13 protein-coding genes and 1 pseudogene are annotated in these 14415 nt (G+C 54.5%); 5 read left to right on the top strand and 9 right to left on the bottom strand.

From position 1 onward, the window contains the following. Positions 1–4: 4 nt before the first annotated feature. From grcA3 to pflB, 3 genes are read right to left on the bottom strand one after another with little or no spacing between them, the layout of a single operon-like run. Entirely contained in the window at positions 5–247 is a 243-nt protein-coding gene (gene grcA3, locus DWY25_RS15410; RefSeq protein WP_006061091.1) for an autonomous glycyl radical cofactor GrcA3, read from the bottom strand. 14 nt (positions 248–261) lie between these two features. Beyond that, complete coding sequence (locus DWY25_RS15405) at positions 262–501, bottom strand: hypothetical protein (RefSeq protein WP_117895969.1); 240 nt, start codon at positions 499–501, stop codon at positions 262–264. A 3-nt stretch (positions 502–504) separates the two neighbouring features. Further along, complete coding sequence (pflB, locus tag DWY25_RS15400; RefSeq protein ID WP_006061093.1) at positions 505–2562, bottom strand: formate C-acetyltransferase; 2058 nt, start codon at positions 2560–2562, stop codon at positions 505–507. Positions 2563–3066: 504 nt separating this feature from the next. Between pflB and DWY25_RS15395 the strand changes: the two genes are divergently transcribed. The 5 genes from DWY25_RS15395 (at position 3067) to DWY25_RS15375 (ending at position 9904) form a co-directional block, all read left to right on the top strand. Then, complete coding sequence (locus DWY25_RS15395) at positions 3067–4050, top strand: LacI family DNA-binding transcriptional regulator (protein ID WP_244925995.1); 984 nt, start codon at positions 3067–3069, stop codon at positions 4048–4050. Between the two features lie 205 nt (positions 4051–4255). Further along, the gene (locus DWY25_RS15390) at positions 4256–6157 is read left to right on the top strand and encodes a sucrose-specific PTS transporter subunit IIBC (protein ID WP_117895967.1); all 1902 of its coding nucleotides are present in this window, start codon (positions 4256–4258) and stop codon (positions 6155–6157) included. After that, positions 6154–7470 (top strand): glycoside hydrolase family 32 protein, encoded by a 1317-nt coding sequence (locus DWY25_RS15385; RefSeq protein WP_117895966.1) that lies wholly within the window; start codon positions 6154–6156, stop codon positions 7468–7470. The genes DWY25_RS15390 and DWY25_RS15385 overlap by 4 nt, the downstream gene beginning before the upstream one ends. Beyond that, entirely contained in the window at positions 7467–8408 is a 942-nt protein-coding gene (locus DWY25_RS15380) for a carbohydrate kinase family protein (RefSeq protein ID WP_117895965.1), read from the top strand. Before DWY25_RS15385 ends, DWY25_RS15380 begins: the two co-directional genes overlap by 4 nt. 323 nt (positions 8409–8731) lie before the next feature. After that, positions 8732–9904: an FMN-binding protein gene (locus DWY25_RS15375; RefSeq protein WP_117895964.1), complete on the top strand. Its 1173-nt coding sequence runs from the start codon at positions 8732–8734 to the stop codon at positions 9902–9904. Positions 9905–10012: 108 nt separating this feature from the next. Here DWY25_RS15375 and DWY25_RS15370 read toward each other — a convergent pair whose 3' ends face one another. The 6 genes and pseudogenes from DWY25_RS15370 to DWY25_RS15350 all read right to left on the bottom strand — a co-directional run bounded on the left by DWY25_RS15370 (position 10013) and on the right by DWY25_RS15350 (position 14339). Continuing rightward, a complete protein-coding gene (locus DWY25_RS15370) occupies positions 10013–10921 on the bottom strand; it encodes a sensor histidine kinase (RefSeq protein WP_117895963.1) in 909 nt (302 codons plus the stop codon). A 113-nt stretch (positions 10922–11034) separates the two neighbouring features. After that, on the bottom strand, positions 11035–11877 hold the full coding sequence (locus DWY25_RS15365) for an ABC transporter permease (protein ID WP_117895962.1): 843 nt from the start codon (positions 11875–11877) through the stop codon (positions 11035–11037). Next, positions 11870–12355 (bottom strand): ABC transporter ATP-binding protein, encoded by a 486-nt coding sequence (locus DWY25_RS17990; protein ID WP_244925999.1) that lies wholly within the window; start codon positions 12353–12355, stop codon positions 11870–11872. Before DWY25_RS17990 ends, DWY25_RS15365 begins: the two co-directional genes overlap by 8 nt. Positions 12356–12358: 3 nt before the next feature. Further along, positions 12359–12711: pseudogene (locus DWY25_RS17985) on the bottom strand (ATP-binding cassette domain-containing protein); the annotation flags it as partial. 150 nt (positions 12712–12861) lie between these two features. Continuing rightward, the gene (locus DWY25_RS15355) at positions 12862–13527 is read right to left on the bottom strand and encodes a response regulator transcription factor (protein ID WP_117895961.1); all 666 of its coding nucleotides are present in this window, start codon (positions 13525–13527) and stop codon (positions 12862–12864) included. Further along, positions 13524–14339 (bottom strand): alpha/beta fold hydrolase, encoded by an 816-nt coding sequence (locus tag DWY25_RS15350; RefSeq protein ID WP_117895960.1) that lies wholly within the window; start codon positions 14337–14339, stop codon positions 13524–13526. The genes DWY25_RS15355 and DWY25_RS15350 overlap by 4 nt, the downstream gene beginning before the upstream one ends. Positions 14340–14415: the final 76 nt, after the last annotated feature.

Genomic DNA, 14415 nt, shown 5'->3' with positions numbered 1-14415 from the left:
GCCGTTAAATCTGTTCGTGGAAGGTCCGCGAAATGACTTCATCCTGCTGCGCCTTCGTCAGCTTGTTGAAGTTGACCGCATAACCGCTGACGCGCACGGTCAGCTGCGGATATTTTTCCGGATGCGCCTGAGCGTCCAGCAGCGTTTCCCGGTTGAAAACGTTGACATTCAGATGATGTCCGCCCTTTTCGGCATAACCGTCCAAAAGCGATACCAGGTTGTCGATCTGTTGATCCATCGTACTCATATTCGTTTCCTCCTTTATTCTTCGTTCCGGTCCAGCCCCTCCATTAACGTCGGGGTCTTGCACGCGAAATTCTGTTTTTCACAATCCAGACAGCCCAGCGTTTCCACTTCTTTAACCAGGCTTTCTTCATTTTTATCAATCTTCTCCAGCTGAACGGCCGATCCCTCGACGCTGACGTTGACATGACCCACGCCGGCGGCGAAGGACCGGTCCAGCTGCGCGATCAAATCGTCGATCAGCTGTTCCTGCTTCATTGCTTATTCGTTGCTTTCTATTTCATCCAGCTCCAGCTCGACTTCCAGATCGCCGCTGGTGATGATATCCTTACCCAGCGCGTTGGGAATGATGGAGAAGGTGTTGGAGATACCGTCCTGCGCGTCCGCGAACGGCAGCTTGGAAACCGAAGCCAGAGAAGCGACTGCGCCGTGGCTGTCGCGCTTGTGCATCGGATTGGCACCCGGCGCAAACGGTTCGCCCTTCTTGCGGCCATCCGGCGTGGAACCGGTGTTCTTGCCATAGACGACGTTGGAGGTGATCGTTAAGATTGAGGTTGTCGGGATACCGCCGCGGTAGGTGTGGTTGCCCTTGATGTAGGTCATGAAGGTATGGACGATCTCGCTGGCAATCGCATCGACGCGGTCGTCGTCATTGCCGTATTTCGGGAAGTCGCCCTCGACTTCATAATCAACGACAATGCCGCGTTCATCCCGGATCGCCTTGACCTTGGCATATTTGATCGCTGAGAGTGAATCGGCGACAACGGACAGGCCCGCGATGCCGGTGGCGAACCAGCGCTTAACGTCCTTATCATGCAGCGCCATCTGCAGCTTTTCGTAACAATATTTGTCGTGCATATAATGGATGATGTTCAGCGCGTTGACATAGACCTGCGCCAGCCACTTCATCATCTGCTTGTATTTGTGCATAACTTCGTCGTAATCCAGATACTCCGAAGTAATCGGCCGGTATTCCGGTCCGACCTGCTTGCCGGAAATTTCATCGACGCCGCCGTTGATCGCGTACAACAGGCACTTCGCCAGATTCGCGCGGGCGCCGAAGAACTGCATTTCCTTGCCGATGCGCATCGAGGAGACGCAGCAGGCAATCGTGTAATCGTCGCCGTGGGTAACGCGCATCAGATCGTCGTTCTCATACTGAATCGATGAAGACTCGATCGAGGTCTTGGCGCAGAACCGCTTGAAGTTCTGCGGCAGCCGCGTCGACCACAGCACCGTCAGGTTCGGTTCCGGCGCAGTGCCCAGATTCTTTAAGGTATGGAGGTAGCGGAAGGAAGACTTGGTGACCAGATGCCGTCCGTCGATGCCGACGCCGCCGATCGATTCCGTGACCCAGGTCGGATCGCCGGAGAACAGCTCGTTGTATTCCGGGGTACGGGCAAACTTGACCAGCCGCAGCTTCATGATGAAATGATCGATGAATTCCTGGATTTCTTCCTCGGTGTAAACGCCGTTGTCCAGGTCGCGCTGAGCGTAGATATCAATGAAGGTCGAGGTCCGGCCCAGCGACATCGCCGCACCGTTTTGTTCCTTAACGGCCGCCAGATAGCCGAAATACAGCCACTGGATCGCTTCCTTGGTATCCTTGGCCGGCCGGGAAATATCATAGCCGTAGATTTCACCGAGCTTTTTCAGTTCCTGTAACGCGCGGATCTGTTCCGACAGCTCCTCCCGTTCACGGATGACGTTGGAATACATGATGACGCGCGTCGAATCCTTCTGATGCTGCTTATCTGCGATCAGACGGTCGACGCCGTACAGTGCGATCCGGCGGTAGTCGCCGACAATCCGGCCGCGGCCGTAAGCATCCGGCAGACCGGTGATGACATGGCTGGAACGGCAGGCCCGCATCTCCGGGGTATAGGCGTCAAACACGCCCGCGTTGTGAGTTTTGCGGTGAATCGTAAAGAAATCAACAATTTCCGGATCGACTTCATAGCCGTTGTCCGAGCAGGCTTTCTGCGCCATGCGGATGCCGCCGTACGGCTGCAGGGAACGCTTGAATGGTTTGTCAGTCTGGAAGCCGACGATCTTTTCCAGATCCTTATTCAGATAACCCGGGCCGTGGGAAGTGATCGTCGAGATGATCTTGGTATCCATATCCAGGACGCCGCCGGCTTCGCGCTCCTGGCGGCTCAGCTCCATGACCTGATCCCACAGTTTCAGCGTGGCTTCCGTCGGCCCCGCCAGAAATGAATCGTCGCCGTCATACGGGGTGTAGTTCTTCTGGATGAAGTCGCGGACGTTGATCTCACGGGACCAGACGCCTTCAACAAATCCCTTGTAGCAGTCTTCCATAGTATCCTCCTATAATTCCTTGGTTTGATAGCTTTCCTGTCGCAGGGGACAAGACCGTTTTATTTTACCGTGTTTGAGAATAAAAAAACAGAGGTCGGAAACATCATTTTCCATTGTAATCGGTTACAAATGTAAAACTTTTGTTAGTTTTTTCTAACACCGATAGAATATCCAATTTAAACTTCACTGTCAAGCAAGACTCTCTGGTGAACGAGCTCTTTTTTACTCTTTTTCAAGACAATTTAATCCTGTTTTCCCGGCCCTTTCCACAAGCCTCCTGTCATGGTTTGCCAGTCTGATTCCGGTGTTCATTCCGGTAGTGTTTCTTCCTATGGTTTCCTCTTCTTTATATTCAAGATTTATAATCAAGCTACGACGCTCAGCCGGCTGTCCTTAGAATAAGATTCTTAACGAAGACCGGCAATCCTTGTCAGGTTTCACCGCATGCCTTGAATCCGGGCCGGCGGTTATGCTATGATGAAACGCATAAAGGAAGACGACAGAATGACGAAAATAACGATGAAGGAAATCGCCGAGTTTGCGGGCGTGGGCAAGAGCACGGTGTCCCGCTACTTCAACGGCGGTTATGTCAAGGAAGAAACGCGGCTGCGGATTGAAGCGGTCTGCCGGGAATATCACTATCAGCCCAATTCCGTTGCGAAGACGCTGAAAGCCCGCCATTCCTATCAGATCGGCGTGATCACGCCGTCGATCGATTCCCGCACCAGCGCACGGGTGCTGACGGCGCTGGACGAACAGCTGCGCTTATCAGGTTATACACCGCTGCTGATCAACACGAATCATAACGAAATCCGTGAGCTGTCCAGCCTCGAAAGCTTCAGCCGGATGAACGTCGAGGGGATTATTTTATTAGCGACGCAAATCACGCCGGAACATGAACGGATCCTGCACAAGCTGCGCTTGCCGGTAATCGTGCTGGCCCAGGAGATGGCGAACGTTGTGACGATCACGCTGAATGATTACGAAGCTGGCCGCGAGGTCGGACAGCGGATCGGGCAGACCCATCATCAAGCGGTTTGTCTGCTGGGCGTCAGCGAAACGGACAAAGCCGTCGGAATTACGCGCAAACAGGGAATTCTGGACGGCTTACAGGAAACCGGCGTTTCTTCGATTGATTTTCTGGAAACGGATTTCAGCTTTGAAACGAGCCGTCAGGTTGTGCGGGAATACCTCAAAACTCACCGCCCGGATTGTTTGATCTGCGCCACGGATAATCTGGCGATGGCCGCGTTTAAGGAACTGCACAGCGCAGGGCTGCGGATTCCGCAGGACGTCTCGTTAGTGGGTTTCGGCGGCTACGATGTCTCCGAAGTCCTGACCCCGGCGTTAACCACGGTGCGGTTTGACTATGAGCTGGAAGGCCGCACCGCCGCTGAGCTGATTCTGGAACTGATCGCGGGCAATCCGGTAGAATCCGTTAAGATTGGCTATACTATGATTGAAGGCGAAAGCGTTATCGAACGATAACGCTTTTTATCTCCGCTTTTTCTGCTTGATGAACCGCAGAGAGTAGAAATTGGAAAGCAACGATAAACAAACGAAAACAAGCGATAACAGTCAAAAATAAAGAAACTTCAAAAAAACATGGGAACGGTACCACATTTTCTGTTGACATTTCACTCAGACAGTCTTATATTAAATATGGGAACGGTACCACAAGGAGGAAGAAACTATGAATTATCCATCTATCGCCGCTCAGATCGTCGCCGCAGTCGGCGGCAAGGAAAACCTGAGCAACGTCATGCACTGCGCGACCCGGCTGCGTTTAACCTGCCTGGACGAATCCAAAATCGACGCCGACACGATCGCCGAGATCGAAGGCGTGAAGGGCGTCTTCAACGCGAAGGGACAATTTCAGATCATCTTCGGTTCCGGCACCGTTAATCAGGTGTGCGACGAGGTCTTAAAGCTGACTGGCGGCCAGCCTGTTCAGCCGCAGCCGAAAGCGGAAGCCGAAGGCAGCGTGATCAACCGTTTCATCAAGATGCTCAGCGATATCTTCGTGCCGATCATTCCGGCGATCGTCGCGGGCGGTCTGTTGATGGGCATCAACAATATCTTTACCGCCGAGGGCTTGTTTGTCAGCGGGAAAACGTTGATCGAATTATACCCGCAGTTTGCCGACTTAGCCGGCATGATCAATCTGTTTTCCAACGCCGCCTTTACCTTTCTGCCGGTGCTGATCGGCTTCAGCGCGACGAAGAAATTCGGCGGCAATCCTTACCTGGGCGCGGTCCTGGGCATGATCATGGTTCATCCGGAGCTGATGAACGCGTACAGCTACGGTACCGGCGCGGCTGTTCCGACCTGGAACCTGTTCGGTCTGTCGATCGAAGCGGTCGGCTACCAGGGCACGGTGCTGCCGGTTCTGGTGATGTCGTTTTTCCTCGCCAAGCTGGAAACCCGGCTGCATAAAATCACGCCGAGCTGGCTGGATAATCTGACGACGCCGTTAATTTCAATTCTGGTCTGCGGCTTTGTCACCTTCCTTGCGGTCGGACCGGTCATGCGGACTGCCGGCAACCTGTTAGCCTACGGCATCTCGTGGCTGTATCATTCGCTCGGATTCATCGGCGGCGGTCTGTTCGGCCTGTTCTATGCCCCGATCGTCTTAACCGGCATGCACCACAGCTTCATCGCGATTGAAACACAGCTGTTGGCGGAAGCCGCGGTCACCGGCGGCAGCTTCATCTTCGTCACGGCCTCCATGAACAACGTCGCGCAGGGTGCGGCCGTGCTGGCTGTTCTGGCGACAACCAAAGATGCCAAGTTAAAAAGCCTGTGCTCAGCTTCCGGCGTCAGCGCGCTGCTGGGTATCACCGAACCGGCGATGTTCGGCGTCAACCTGAAGCTGAAAACCCCGTTTTACGCAGCGATCATCGGCTCCGCCGTGGGTTCCGCCTACGTCGCTTTCCACCATGTCTTAGCCGTCGCGCTGGGTGCCGCGGGCCTGCCGGGCTTCATCTCAATCCGTCCGGCTGACTGGCTGCACTTCGCGATAGGTCTGGCGTTAAGCATGATCACGGCCTTCATCTTGACGCTGGTCTTCACGAAAAAGCAACAAAATCCAAACGCGAAAACAAATGCGCAGACAGACAAACGGAACGCGCTGCCGGCGGTTGACAACCAGACGCTCTTAGCGCCGGCTGCCGGTACGGTTAGACCGATCGAGCAGTCCACTGACGGGACATTCAGTGAAAAGCTGATGGGCGACGGCTTCGTGGTTTTCCCAACCCGCGGAGAAGTCTGCGCACCGATCAACGGTACTGTGAAATTCATCTTTCCGACCAAACACGCAATCGGTCTGATCAATGCGAACGGCGTGGAAATGTTGATCCACATGGGCATCAACACCGTCAGCTTAAACGGCGAACCGTTCACGATTCTCGTTCAGGAAGGCCAGAACGTCCGCGCCGGGGAACCGTTGGCAGCCATGAATCTGAAACAGATCGAAGACGCCGGCTGTTCCACGGAAATCTGCTGCATCTTCACCGCACCGACGCCATTTTCCTGGACCGCTGAGGGCGAAGTCGCACAAGCCCAGCCGATCATCAGCTTAGGAGAGAAACAATGAACGATTACCGCTTAACTTATCATCTGGCGCCCCGGCAGGGATGGCTGAACGATCCCAACGGGTTGTGCGTCCATGACGGGGAAATCCAGATCTATTATCAAGCGGATCCCGACAGCCTGACCGGCAGCTGCCGCAAGTGCTGGGGTCACTTCACAACGACTGATTTCCGCCATTATACCGACTGCGGTCTGGCGGTGGAGCCGGTGGAACGCTTTGAGTCGCACGGGGCCTATTCCGGCAGCGCGCTTTCGCTGGACGGACAGCTGCACCTCTTCTACACCGGCAACGTCAAGGAACCGGGCGATCATGATTACATCCGCTCCGGGCGTCAGCACAATACGATCCACGCCGTCAGTCAAGACGGGCTGCGCTTTGATCAGAAACAAGTCGTTCTGACCAACGCCGATTATCCTGATTTCTGCTCGTGCCATGTCCGTGATCCGAAGGTCAATCCGACCGCCGACGGCTATGAAATGGTTCTGGGGGCCCGCACACTGGACGACGAAGGCTGCGCCCTGCTTTACCGCAGCTGCGATTTACAACAATGGCGGCTGGATGCCGTGCTGCGTTCCGCCACGAAAATGGGCTATATGTGGGAATGCCCGGATCTGCTTCATTTTGATCAGGCCGATGTGCTGCTCTGCTGCCCGCAGGGATTAAAGCGCCAGGGTTACCGCTATGAAAATGTTTACGACAACGGCTACTTTATCCTCCATGGCGATGAAGCCCGCACGTACCGCACGCTCGATCATGGCTTTGATTTCTACGCTCCGCAGACGTTTCTGGATCCCCGGGGCCGGCGGATCCTGATCGGCTGGCTGGGCTTGCCGGATACGGACTATACGATTCCGACAAAAACCTGGATGCACGCGCTGACCTTACCGCGTGAGCTGCGCTTTGAAGACGGCCGGCTGAAGCAGCGGGTGATCGAAGAGCTGCGGCCCGGACCCGCGCTGACAGAAGCGGTCAAGCAGACGAAAGCGCCGGAAACCTTCGTTTTAAAAGCTTGTCCGCAAGGAGCGCTGACCTTGACGATCGACGGTCTGAAACTTGTTTATGAAAACGGCTTACTGACGCTGGATTGTTCGCAATGCGGCGCTGGACGGACCCGGCGGCACGTCGAGCTGGACAAACTGGACGAGCTGGAATTGTATCTCGACGTTTCCAGTGTTGAAATTTTCATCAATGACGGCGAAGTCAGTCTGACCTCGCGGTGTTTCTTTGACGATTCCGTCCGCAACGTCGCCGCCAGCTGTAACTTCACGCTGTATCAGGCGCCGCGAATTGAAATAGAAAGCAGGGATTCCGCATGAAAAAACTCATCGCGATCGGCGAAGCGCTGATCGACTTCATCCCCGCCCAGACCGGCCGGCTTCAGGACGTGACTTCGTTTGAGCCGCATGTCGGAGGCGCGCCGTGCAACGTCTGCGGCGCGTTTGCCCGCCTGGGCGGAACCAGTGCGATGATCACGCAGCTGGGTCAGGACGGCTTCGGTGATAAAATCATCAGCGAATTAAAAACTTACGGTGTCGACACGGCGATGATCGAACGGACTTCCGAAGCCAACACCTCGCTGGCCTTCGTCGCGCTGCAAGCGGACGGCAACCGGGAATTCAGCTTCTATCGCAAACCCGGCGCGGATATGTTGATGCGGCCGGACCAGCTCCGCGAAGAAGGTTTTCAGGACTGCGGCTTCCTGCATTTCTGCAGCGTCAGCCTGGGTGATTTTCCAATGCGCCAGGCCCATCGTCAGGCGATCGCTCTGGCCAGTAAGCAAGGCGCGCTGATCAGCTTCGATCCGAATATCCGCCTGCCCTTGTGGCCCAATGCTGAAGCCTGCCGGAAAGCGGTACGGGAATTTCTGCCGCAGGCGGAGATCATCAAGATTTCCGACGAAGAACTGGAATTCATCACGGGGACGACTGATCTGCGGGAAGTGAAAGCGTTCCTGTTTACCGAGCGGACTCAGCTGGTGCTGTATACCTGCGGCAGCCGGGGCGCTTATGCGCTGACGCGCGGCGCTGAGATTTACGAACCTTCCTTATCCGTAGAAGCGCTGGACACAACCGGCGCGGGAGATGGTTTTATCGGCTCCTTCCTCTATCAATGCGCCCGCGATCACGTCGATGATCTGACCGCCTGTTCCTCAGAACAGCTGCGCCGCTATCTCCGGGCCAGCGCCGCTTTCTGCGCCGCCAGCATCCAACAGAAAGGCGCGATTTCTTCCTATCCGACCCGACTGACCGAATAATTTCAAACTTTCTGATTTCTCCCGCGGATGCTTTGGCCAGCACAACAACGAGCGCAACCGCGCATCCTCCTCCCTTTTCACCGGATCCTGCCTGAGCGGGATCTTTTTATATCTTCGCCTTTCTCTAACCTGACGCTCCGCTTCTATCTTGAGAGATACTTTCTGTTCAGGGGAAATCCCAGATTCCTGCCTTACGCTGTCCGCGGGTTTAAGCTTTCAAACCAGAAATTTATGTTTATGCTTCAGAACGTCTCGTTCATTCGTTATCAAGTTGTTTTTATTTTTCAGATATGATAAAAGTTAAACAAAGGGAGGATTAAGAAATGAAAAAACTACTCGCCATCCTGGCCGCCTGCGCCATGGCTCTGGGCTTGACAGCCTGCGCTTCAACCCCGAAAGAAACAACAACGACGCCGACGCCAGAGGAATCTACCGCTCCTGTGGTCGAAAGCTTTTCCGCCGAATATGAAATCGTCGGCACCACCTCGGCCGGCAAGCCGAAGAACGATACGTTTATCTTTGAAGGCAAAACGACTGACGGCATCATCACCGAGCTGAACTTCGACATCATCCGCAACAAGGGGCTGGAAGGAGAATACTCCAAGAAAGACATCATGGGCTACCTGATGAACGTCTCCGACGCAGCCGTAACCAAAGTCGGCGATGGCTATGAGCTGACAAACCTGGGGATCAATGGATACGAAACGAAATTCGGGCAGTACATGATCACCGCCGTCTGCAAGGATCTGACCGAAGCTTCGACGTTTAAAGATCTGACGATCACCAACTACACCGGCGAACAGCTGAGCATGGAAGATTCGCTGATGATTTATCAATATCTGGCCAACGAAGCCAAGATCCAGCTGACAGAAGACACGCCGCTGAAAGATCTGCTTGCGATTTTTGATCTCTATAAAGACGGCGCGTTCATTGAAGGCACAAAGCGCGTTTCCTTTGCCGGCTTCAACGGCGGACGCAGCTATGGCGAACAGATCGACGCGATCGCGGATTACATCTTGGCTAACAACATGACGCTGGAAGACGTCTATGAAATGTTCAAAACGGTCAACCAGCAGAGCGAACCGATCGAGGAACGCGACACAATCACCGGCGCGACAATCGCATTTGTCGGCGATTTCCAGCGGATGGTCTACATGGCGATCCACGGCGAATTGTTTGAAGGCGTTACCACCCACAGCACCGCAGAAGGCGTCACCAAAGTAGAAGTCGTAACACAGGGCTATGCCGGAGAAATTGAAACGCATGTCAGCTTCGACGACAGCACGAAGAAAATCACGGCGATCACCGTCCGCGACGACCAGGAAACCGACACCGTCGGCGGTCTGTTAACTGCGGAAGGTTCAGAATTCATTCAAAAGCTGATCGACAATCAGGACGCGCTGGATTCCGTCGACGCGGTTGCCGGGGCAACCCTGACGTCCAATGGACTGATCAAAGCCGTTCAGTTCGCGGTCGAATATTACAACGGTTTATAGTCGGAAAACAAAGAGAAAGACTGGAACGTGAAAGGTAAAAACCTAAACGTTACAGCCTTTTTTCTTTATGACTTATTCATAAACTGTCCGGATGATTTTCCAGATCGTTTATTTCAGTTCACCCCGTTCCGGGGGAAAAGACAGCGTCAGGATCAAATGTCCCCCGCGCAGTTCGCCCTGCAGGGTACCGCCCTGCTGCTCAGCCAGTCCTTTAGCAATCGTTAATCCCAATCCCGTCGCCTGCCTTCCGGTATTCACAGTATAGTACCGGTCAAACAGCTTTTCGACATCAACGGGGCGTAAGGATCCGGCCGAATTAATCCATTCCATCCGGCCTTCGGCATCAAGCTTCACCGTCAGTTCTGATCCGCCGTATTTCACAGCGTTATCGAGTAAATTCTGCAGAATCCGGTCCAGCGCCTTGGGATCCAGCGTCCGCCGCACCGGGACATCCGGCATCGTGACCTGTGGACAAAGGCCTTGCTTCTCAAAGAAACCGACCACGGCGGCGAGATTTTTCTCCAGCGCTGCCCGCAGATCGATAAGCTGGCGGACAGCCTTGGGCGGATCGCAAACGGCGACAGAATAATGAAACAGCTGTTCGCTGAGCTGCTTTAACGTCTGCGCCCGCTCTGACAAAATCGCAAGGATCTGCTTTAACCGCGGACTGGCCGGCTCCGCCTCCGCCAGCTGTAAATATCCGCAGATTGCGGTCAGCGGCGTACGCAAATCATGCGTGATCTGGGTAAGGCTCTGTTTAAGCTGTTGATCGCCTTGTTGATAACGCTGCCGCTGTTCCCGCAATCTCCGCAGCTGATCGTTCAGCGCTTCCCGCAGCGCGAGAAGATCCCGATCCCGGCTGGCGGTGTCCAGCAAGGTGTTCGTTTCCTGGTTCAGCCGTTCATCCAAGCCCTGCCGGATTTCACGCAGGCTTTTTTTCATCAAAAACAGCTTGACCGCCAGTCCAACTGTAATCCCAGCCAGAACCGCGGTCAGGCCGCAAAGCCACTCCAGCATTCTTTTCGCCCCTTTCTTGTAAACTGGAAAACCGGCAGGCTTCTTTTCGCCTGCCGGACTGCGTGTAATTCCTGTCCCTGAATCTTTCTGATTCGTTTTCCTATTCAATATTTTTATTTAATATCCTTGCGCCGGAATCGGGCCAAGCCCGCGCCGTTAACGAGCACGATCAAGGTCAGGGAGATCGGCGGCAGCCCCGGCCAGTGCGCGCTGTTCAAGCCGCCCAGCTGCAGACTCTGTCCGCTTGGCAAAACGTCGATCACCGCTTGCGCCCATTTTCGCTGACTTGGATTGAGATAGCGGGGATTTTCCATCACCTTCACTTCCGAATCACCGTCGCGCATTTCCAGCACTTCCATCATCGGCGGCTCCTGCAGCTGCATGTTCAGATAGGTGCACAGAAACATCGACAGCATCACGCCGCTCAGGCAGAGAATCGCGGACGCTGTACGCGAGGAACAAAGCAAGCTGACCGCAGTGAACAGCGCGCTGTAAACAGTCAGCGCAAGCATCCCCGTCAAAATCCCCAGCGCCAGCGCCGCCGCGCTCAAATGAAACCCGCCGAACACCGGCCCGCCGAGCACGATCACAATGACGATGTAGGCCAGATTATACGTAAGCGCCGTTATCAAACTGACCAGAACATGACTCAGATAAATCTCCGCGCGGGTACGCCCGACAATCAGAGCGTTGCGCAGCGTTCCGTCGCTGTATTCCGTGCCGGTAAAAAAGCTGATTACCGCGGACAGCACCAGCCCGGCAACCGGGATGAAGCTGTCTAATCCATAGCCATAGAAAACAAGCTGATCCAGCGCCACCTGATAACCCTGACGGATCTGACCGTTGACCGCAATCCCCAAAACAGCCAGAGCGTAGAAAACCATACAGATCAAACCGCCCCAAAACACTTTATCATGGCGCAGGCGGTACAGCTGGGCAGCGAGCATCCTACTCATGATACCGCCCCCCGACTAAGGAAAGATAGTAGCTTTCCAAACTTTCATCGCGTGCTTTCATCGAAAGGACAGCGCAGCCGTTCTGCGCCAGTTTCAAAAGCAGATCACTCAGTCCAATTTCACCGTAAATTTCAACGGTGTCCGCCGCCGTGACCCGGTAGTCCGCGCCGGTCGATTCCAGCGTTTCAACTGCGGCTTCCGGAGATCCGACGATCAGCTCCACGCACTTCCGGCATGTTTTTTCCAACTCGTCCGCCGCGATTTCCTTCACCATCCGGCCGTGGTCGATAAACCCGTAAACGGTCGCCAGCCGGGCCAGCTCATCCAGATTGTGACTGGAGATCATGACCGTCACCTGATGCTTTTGATTCAGCTTTAAAATCAATTCCCGGACCTCGATGATGCCCTGCGGATCCAGGCCGTTGACCGGCTCATCCAAAACAAGAAAATCCGGATCCCCTGCCAGAGCCACCGCCATCGCCAGCCGCTGCCGCATTCCCAGCGAAAAATCCTTTACCTTTTCCGTCCCGCTTCGCTTAAGCCGACTAACGCAAGCAGTCTGTCGGTTTCCGCGGACTCCGCCAACCCCAGCATGCGCAGCTGCACCTCAAGATTTTCACGCGCGTTCAGCTCGCGGTACAGCGACGGAGTTTCGATCACCGCTCCCATTTTCCGCCGGGACTTCGCAATTTTGGGATCGTTGTGCTTTCGGCCTAACAACGTATAGGTTCCCTGCGAGGGCGCCTGCAAACCGCAGATCGTGCGGATCAGCGTCGTTTTTCCTGCGCCGTTACGGCCGACGAACCCATAAATCGCCCCTTTTTCAACGTTCATCGAAAAATGATCCAGCGCCTTAAAATCATGGTACCGCTTGGTCAGATCCTGAACTGTCAACATCATTTCCATTCTTTCTGCCTCCTGTCTGTATTTCTAGGATAGCGGAAAACAGTTAAGAAACCGGATAAGGAAAACGATAAGATTTCGTTAAGATTTCAGTGCGGGCTTAAATCCGATTCCCCACACCGATTCGATGATTTCCTGATCACAGATATTCCGCAGCTTGGCGCGCAGATGGCTGATATGCACCTTCAATGAATTCTCCATACCGTCAGGCGTATCCTCGCTGATCTGCTCGAGCATTTCCGACTTCGTGATCACCTGCCCTGAATTTCGCATCAGCAGCTTCAGGATCGCGGTTTCCGTCCGCGTCAGTTTGACGGTTTGACCGCCGGCGGAAACTTGCTGCAAAAGGGGGCTGAGCGTCAGCGGACCGCAGGTCAGATCCGGACTCCGGCGTCCCGCTGCCGGCCGCAGCTGGACTTCAATCCGGGCTAACAATTCGCGTGTATCAAACGGCTTGGTGATGTAATCGGCCGCTCCGCTGCGAAGCAAATCCACTTTATCGTCGATTTCGCCGCGGGCGCTGACGATGATCACCGGAATATCCGGAACCCTTTCCATCACAGCTTCGCCCGAAATTCCCGGAAGCATTAAATCCAGCAGAATCAAATCCGGATGGCGGCGCTGCAGAACCAACAGCGCCTCGCTTCCCGAATACGCCCGGATCGGCTGAATTCCACCAGTCGTTAATACCTCCGCGATCAGATCGCTGATTGCCGGATCATCCTCAACGATAAGTACAGTTTTCATCCGTTGCCCTCCTTATCTATTAAGGCTGCCAGACACGCCGCCATAAAATCAGCCAGCGCCCCAGCCAGCTGCGATGGATCCTCATAGGCCATGTTGTGCCCCACGCCGGAAAGAATCCGGACCGGAATTCCCTTTCGTTCCAGTTCTTCGATATCGGGATCAGGCAGCGAATTCGCGCCGAACAAAAACATCTTCGGACAATCCAGATCATAAAGACGCTGCCGCCATGACGGCGTTCCGCCCCGCACTGCGTCGACGGAAAGCCGGTGCACCGCTTCCGGCAGCCACGTTTTAAGCGTAACCGCCCAGGTCGGCGGAATCCCCTGCGGTTTTCCCACCGAATCGAGCAGGCGCGGATATTCATTTTCCACAAACTCTGTTTCACTGAACCGGGCTGTTTTATAACTGGGCTGATCCGACGGACTGGGATCCAGGTTTGCTTCGCTGAGAATTAAACCCCGGACACGGTCACGGCAGTTTTCCGCCGCGCATAAAGCGATGGGACCGCCCAGACTGTGACCATATAGAATGATGGGTTCACAAAACCGGCTCTGAATCAATTCGCTGACAACCTGCGCATGGGCTTTAACGGTATAGGCAAAATTCAGCGGTTTCTCACTTTCACCCGCACCTAACAAGTCGATCAGCGCGATTTTTCTTCCTTGCAGCGCCGGCATCAACGCCGCCTGCGAATAGTCCAGAAGTCCTGTGCAGCCTAAGCCGTGGATCATGATCAATAACGGGCCTTCCCCATCAATGATTCGATAACGCAGCGTGGACTGCGCAGATGCGCTGAAAAATTCCTGGATCATTTGTTTACGCCTCGCTTTCCTAACCTTTCCGGCATTCCTGATTTAAGACTGCCGTTTCCTTCTGATTACTTTTGTT

The sequence above is a fragment of the Holdemania filiformis genome (assembly GCF_003459085.1).
GTDB classification, from domain to species: Bacteria; Bacillota_I; Bacilli_A; order Erysipelotrichales; family Erysipelotrichaceae; genus Holdemania; species Holdemania filiformis.
Note: the sequence above shows the minus strand (reverse complement) of the source record. Positions and strands in the feature narration are given on the sequence as shown.

What these genes read in the sequence shown, in the direction of transcription:
- DWY25_RS15355 (WP_117895961.1), bottom strand. Translation starts at nt 13,527, where the DNA reads ATGAAAACTGTACTTATCGTTGAGGATGATCCGGCAATCAGCGATCTG.
- DWY25_RS15390 (WP_117895967.1), top strand. Translation starts at nt 4,256, where the DNA reads ATGAATTATCCATCTATCGCCGCTCAGATCGTCGCCGCAGTCGGCGGC.
- DWY25_RS17990 (WP_244925999.1), bottom strand. Translation starts at nt 12,355, where the DNA reads ATGGCGGTGGCTCTGGCAGGGGATCCGGATTTTCTTGTTTTGGATGAG.
- DWY25_RS15375 (WP_117895964.1), top strand. Translation starts at nt 8,732, where the DNA reads ATGAAAAAACTACTCGCCATCCTGGCCGCCTGCGCCATGGCTCTGGGC.
- DWY25_RS15385 (WP_117895966.1), top strand. Translation starts at nt 6,154, where the DNA reads ATGAACGATTACCGCTTAACTTATCATCTGGCGCCCCGGCAGGGATGG.
- pflB (WP_006061093.1), bottom strand. Translation starts at nt 2,562, where the DNA reads ATGGAAGACTGCTACAAGGGATTTGTTGAAGGCGTCTGGTCCCGTGAG.
- DWY25_RS15395 (WP_244925995.1), top strand. Translation starts at nt 3,067, where the DNA reads ATGACGAAAATAACGATGAAGGAAATCGCCGAGTTTGCGGGCGTGGGC.
- DWY25_RS15370 (WP_117895963.1), bottom strand. Translation starts at nt 10,921, where the DNA reads ATGCTGGAGTGGCTTTGCGGCCTGACCGCGGTTCTGGCTGGGATTACA.
- grcA3 (WP_006061091.1), bottom strand. Translation starts at nt 247, where the DNA reads ATGAGTACGATGGATCAACAGATCGACAACCTGGTATCGCTTTTGGAC.
- DWY25_RS15350 (WP_117895960.1), bottom strand. Translation starts at nt 14,339, where the DNA reads ATGATCCAGGAATTTTTCAGCGCATCTGCGCAGTCCACGCTGCGTTAT.
- DWY25_RS15365 (WP_117895962.1), bottom strand. Translation starts at nt 11,877, where the DNA reads ATGAGTAGGATGCTCGCTGCCCAGCTGTACCGCCTGCGCCATGATAAA.
- DWY25_RS15380 (WP_117895965.1), top strand. Translation starts at nt 7,467, where the DNA reads ATGAAAAAACTCATCGCGATCGGCGAAGCGCTGATCGACTTCATCCCC.
- DWY25_RS15405 (WP_117895969.1), bottom strand. Translation starts at nt 501, where the DNA reads ATGAAGCAGGAACAGCTGATCGACGATTTGATCGCGCAGCTGGACCGG.